General features: G+C 40.3%; 5 protein-coding genes. All 5 read right to left on the bottom strand.

Features of this window, described 5'->3' with window-relative positions; translation table 11 throughout:
- Nucleotides 1-17: 17 nt before the first annotated feature.
- The 5 genes from VNE01S_RS18555 to VNE01S_RS18530 all read right to left on the bottom strand — a co-directional run bounded on the left by VNE01S_RS18555 (nucleotide 18) and on the right by VNE01S_RS18530 (nucleotide 4,014).
- A complete protein-coding gene (locus tag VNE01S_RS18555; RefSeq protein ID WP_005477812.1) occupies nucleotides 18-377 on the bottom strand; it encodes a VOC family protein in 360 nt (119 codons plus the stop codon).
- A gap of 164 nt (nucleotides 378-541) precedes the next feature.
- Nucleotides 542-1,279, bottom strand: coding sequence for an SDR family NAD(P)-dependent oxidoreductase (locus tag VNE01S_RS18550; RefSeq protein WP_053397264.1), 738 nt, complete (start codon nucleotides 1,277-1,279; stop codon nucleotides 542-544).
- A 643-nt stretch (nucleotides 1,280-1,922) separates the two neighbouring features.
- Complete coding sequence (locus VNE01S_RS18540; RefSeq protein ID WP_053397262.1) at nucleotides 1,923-2,825, bottom strand: hypothetical protein; 903 nt, start codon at nucleotides 2,823-2,825, stop codon at nucleotides 1,923-1,925.
- A gap of 195 nt (nucleotides 2,826-3,020) precedes the next feature.
- A complete protein-coding gene (locus VNE01S_RS18535) occupies nucleotides 3,021-3,521 on the bottom strand; it encodes a GNAT family N-acetyltransferase (protein ID WP_053397265.1) in 501 nt (166 codons plus the stop codon).
- Between the two features lie 151 nt (nucleotides 3,522-3,672).
- Nucleotides 3,673-4,014, bottom strand: a complete 342-nt coding sequence (locus VNE01S_RS18530; protein ID WP_053397261.1) for a hypothetical protein — start codon at nucleotides 4,012-4,014, stop codon at nucleotides 3,673-3,675.
- Nucleotides 4,015-4,101: the final 87 nt, after the last annotated feature.

Here is a 4,101-nt window from a genome sequence, read left to right as displayed (position 1 = left end):
CCCTCTTAAATGCTTTGTTATACGCGGGCTTTCGACCAAACTGCGAACTCATTACCACTTGGTTCTAGAAAATGAAAACGGCAACCACCAGGAAATTCGAATATAGGGCGAATGATTTCACCACCACTTTGAACGACTTTATTTAGAGTACTTTCAATGTCAGAGCTGTAGAATACTAAAAGTGCCCCACCGGTATTAGTTTGGCTGCAGCAATCAGCTTTGAAGAAACCACCGTCTAATCCCTGATTTGAAAAAGCTGTATATTCAGGTCCGTAGTCGACAAACTCCCAACCGAAAACTGAAGAGAAGAATGATTTTGTCGACTCTAAGTCTTTTGCGCCAAACTCAACATAATTAAGTTTTTCATGCTGATTCATTTCCTTGCTCCTTTTTGATTGCCCTGATAAGCGTATAACGCCGCGTTAAGGGGCAGCAACGCGCTGCCACCAAACTTCAATTTACCACCGTAAACACAAATACCAAGACTTAAGCCAAACTCGCCACGCGTTGACTGTCCCTCTTGAACGCCTTGTTAGCCGTTTTATGCCAAAGATAGCCCACCATCGACCACAAGCGTGTGACCAACGATGTAGCTAGCTTTGTCTGAGACCAGAAACTCAATGGCATTAACTATTTCGTCTGCATGACCAAAGCGTTTGATAGGCACAACTTCTGAAATGTCACTTCGAATGTTTGGTGAGTCCAATTGCTTGCTTTCCCACCGTGGTGTCCATGTCACACCTGGGGCGACCGCATTAAGACGAACTCCAGAGCCAATACATTCTAACGCAACCGAACGGGTTAACCCTTCAAGCGCGTGCTTGGACGCGCTGTACATTGAGGCATTAGGTGTCGGTCTTAGGCCATTCACAGAGCTGACGTTAACAATGGAGGAACCCGCATTCATCAGCTTTAACTCATGCCTTAAGCACAAGGCTTGAGACCAAAAATCGACATTCAATGTTTCCTGTAAAGAAGAAACGTCAACTTCTTTAAATTGACCACCGGATACCAAAGCCGGTGACGCATTATTCACTGCGATATCCAAAAAACCGTATTGATTCTTGATATGGTCGAAGAGCTTTTCAAGCTCGGACTCTGAGGAAATATCTACAATCTGATAGTCCACAACGCTTAATTGTGGAAATTCATTCACCGCCTCCAACCAAGACTGTTTAGAACGAGAGCAGGTTATCACCTGATAGCCCAAGTCCACGAATCGAAGAACAGTTTCCAGCCCTATTCCTTTAGAGCCTCCGGTTACCAATGCTACTTTCAATTTAGACTCCTTTCTTGTTTCACTGTCTGACGGCTAACGCCGCATTAAGGGGTGAGCAACGCATTCCACCCAAACTAAACCATTGTGCCGTAAACACTTAAGCTAATTCAAACCAAAACTGCCAAGCGTTGTGAATCCCTCTTGAATGCTTTGTTAGTTGCCAGACCTAAAGCTTTGATTTGAAGTTGACTACCTACTTTGCCAACACTAACTTTACGTACGTTGAAAAACTAAAATCAGGCGCAGATCCAAAGCGCCTGTCACTGAAACCACTTGGAACACACAACGCCGTAGAAAACGGACTAACAACACCAAAAAAATCTTTTGAGAAGACAATATTACAAAGCCGACTTTCAACAAGCAAATCGGTTTCTGAAACAGAAAATCCAACCACAAAAGAAACCTGAGAACGATTTTCACAAACTCAAACGATTCAAAATTGAAGTACGAAACGCCACCAAAAACACACTGATTTTAACTCTAAACATTCTGCTTTCGCTGCGTTTTCCTCATTGGCAACTAACGCCTTGCTAAGTTGCAGCTAACGTCCCCAAAATTTCAAACAAGGCCACCCTAATCACTAAACCCAACCAAACCAAAAATGCCAAGTGTTAGCTGTCGACTTGAGCAATTTGTTATGAGTCTACTTCATATTAATCGGCACTAGAATTGTACCATTGTATCGATAACTTTTTATTTCAGCACTTGCTGCATCAATTACTGATGGTTCAGGACCAGCATTGCCTCGATACCATTCATTAACGTAGTAGCTATACTCATCAATATAACCTTGATCAATACCTAAATGTTCAGGTGAGTAAATTCTACTTTCTAGCTCACATCTCTGTACATGATCTATTTCTCCACGTCGGTACATATCTTTAATAAGGTCCATACATTTGTAATAACTATGAACATTATCTGAATGTCGCAAACAGGTAAGTACATACCCATATTCACCTGTTAATATAGGTTTTATTATTTCACGGTATTCATTTCCTGTAATTGCTTTGACCTGAATTCCTGTTTCAATATTTGTTCCTACTATTGGGGCGACTTCGGGTTTCTGATGCTCTGAATTAATAGTAAAAAACTGGACATCTGATTTATGCGTTGAATTATGGAGTCCTGGATAAATATCTCTAGTTGATTTAAAGCCTCGGCCAAAAGCCTTATACTTGTCCAATTCACTACTTTTTACAGATTTTCTATTTGTGCACCAACCAAATGCCTTTTTACCGATAGTTTCTTTGTGATCATTTATAAGTCGAACAAGTAATGCTTCAAATACAAATCCTTTAAATGTACTGAGACTCTGCTTAGATGAAAAGGATAGGTTTTTTCTAGAATCAAACCTAAGATGACCCGTATCTAATCCATCCGCGATGAGTTGTTTTTCGTATCTTTCTTTGAGTACATGTTTTCGTTGTTCCAACGTAAGACGAGAGTCTCTTGGATCAAGCATTGACGAAGGTGCTTTTAAAACACTTTGAAGATCTCTATCATTCTCGAGATCATTCAATGTTAATATTATGTTTTCGCTCATCCCACCAAAACCTCTGAAACTTAGTTGCCACAATTGTCGCAATGAACATCCACACATTCAACTAGTTGATTAAACATAAATTTGACTCAGGGCTACTCGGACTCATAACGCCGCGTTAAGGCGTGACGTGATGCGTGCCAAACTGTGAGCGAAGCGAAACTGGCACGCGTTGCGGAATCGCTCTTGAACGCCTTGTTATATGCGTGTTTGAGTAGACAACGTAACCAGTTCATCACTGTCGTAAAGTTGATCACTGGACTCAAGCATACCCAATTTTTTAAGCAGACTTATTGATGCCCGGTTTTTAATTACAGCGACACCATGAACTTCAGAAACTATGCCAGTTTCTAGTGTGAAGTTTAAAACAGCCTTTGACGCTTCAAAAGCATAGCCTTTGCCTTGAAATTCAGGCAGTAAGCCGTACCTAATATCAGAAAATTTTGTATTAGGAATTTGCTCTACACCCGCATAACCGATTTTTACGGCCGGATCGTCTTTTAAGGAAATAATGAATGTCCCGAAACCTTTCTCCCAGTGACCAACTTTCTCAGGCACGTAATTCTCGATGTACTCTAAACTAAATGGCTTACCACCAGGTAAGTAACGAGTTGTTACTTCACACGTTAAAAGTTTTGTATATATTTCAATATCTTTTAAAGTTACAGGTGTAAGTTTTAACCTTTCTGTTTCGATCATTGAACCATCCATTTTCACCGAAAGCATATAACGCCGCGTTAAGGGGTGAACAACGCGATGCCACCCAACTTAAGCCATTGTTGCCAGAAACACAAAAGCTAAACTTTGAAACAAAACTGCCAAGCGTTGAGAATCCCTCTTAAACGCTTTGTTATGTGTGATTTATGCAGTTAATAGAATCTACATACTTTTGCAGTTCCCTAGCTTTATGATGAACAAGAAATGCAGAAACTAAGTACAAAAGTGATAAGGTGCCCCATAAAATGAGGCTTACAGAGTTTTCAAGTTTGACGCTAATACGCGCATTAAATGAAAAAGCAATAATTACAACAACATACCGCCAGTACTGTAACTTTAGTTCATACATATTCTGCTGTATGTTTCGAGTAATTAAGACTGGCATAGTTGCCCATGAAAGACGAATACTAATTCGGTTTGCTTCAGCTTTAGCCTTATATCCTTGCTTAATGAGCGCTTCCAATAAACTGTTCATCACTAATCTCCATACTCAACCAAACTAGTATGACAAGCCGGAGTGATGATATCTAAGAATTACTCTAAAACTGCGATTGAGATTAAA

It is taken from the genome of Vibrio nereis NBRC 15637, from assembly GCF_001591105.1.
Taxonomy (GTDB): Bacteria; Pseudomonadota; Gammaproteobacteria; order Enterobacterales; family Vibrionaceae; genus Vibrio; species Vibrio nereis.
The sequence above is the reverse complement of the archived record's forward strand: the minus strand, read 5'-3'. Positions and strand labels throughout refer to the sequence as shown.